This window comes from Deltaproteobacteria bacterium (genome assembly GCA_011773515.1).
Classification (GTDB): Bacteria; Desulfobacterota; Deferrimicrobia; order J040; family J040; genus WVXK01.
The window spans coordinates 23,931-24,213 of record WVXK01000039.1 but is presented as its reverse complement, the minus strand read 5'-3'; the positions used below and the strand labels follow the sequence as shown (position 1 = coordinate 24,213).

1 protein-coding gene is annotated in these 283 nt (G+C 55.8%); it reads left to right on the top strand.

All coding sequences use genetic code 11. From position 1 onward, the window contains the following. Positions 1 to 245: nucleotide sugar dehydrogenase (locus GTN70_04150; protein NIO16181.1), on the top strand; the 245-nt coding region annotated here is incomplete at its 5' end. Between the last annotated feature and the right edge of the window lie 38 nt (positions 246 to 283).

The following is a 283-nucleotide window of genomic DNA, read 5'->3' as shown; positions in this document are numbered from 1 at the left end:
GGGCTGTCGTGGATTACAACGACCCCTACATCCCGCGCCTCTACCGGATGAGAAAGTTCTCCTACGACAAAGAGTCCGTTCCCGTAACCGCAGCCAACATCAAAAAGTACGACGCCGTCATCATCTCGACGGCACACTCCGCCTACGACTACGAAGCGGTCAAGCGGCACGCGAAACTGATCATCGACACGCGGAACGCAACGGGTGTAACCGGTACGGTTGCGGGAAAGGTGTGGAAAGCATAAAAGACGGTCCCGGGAAACCGGTTTCGAGTTTAGCGTTT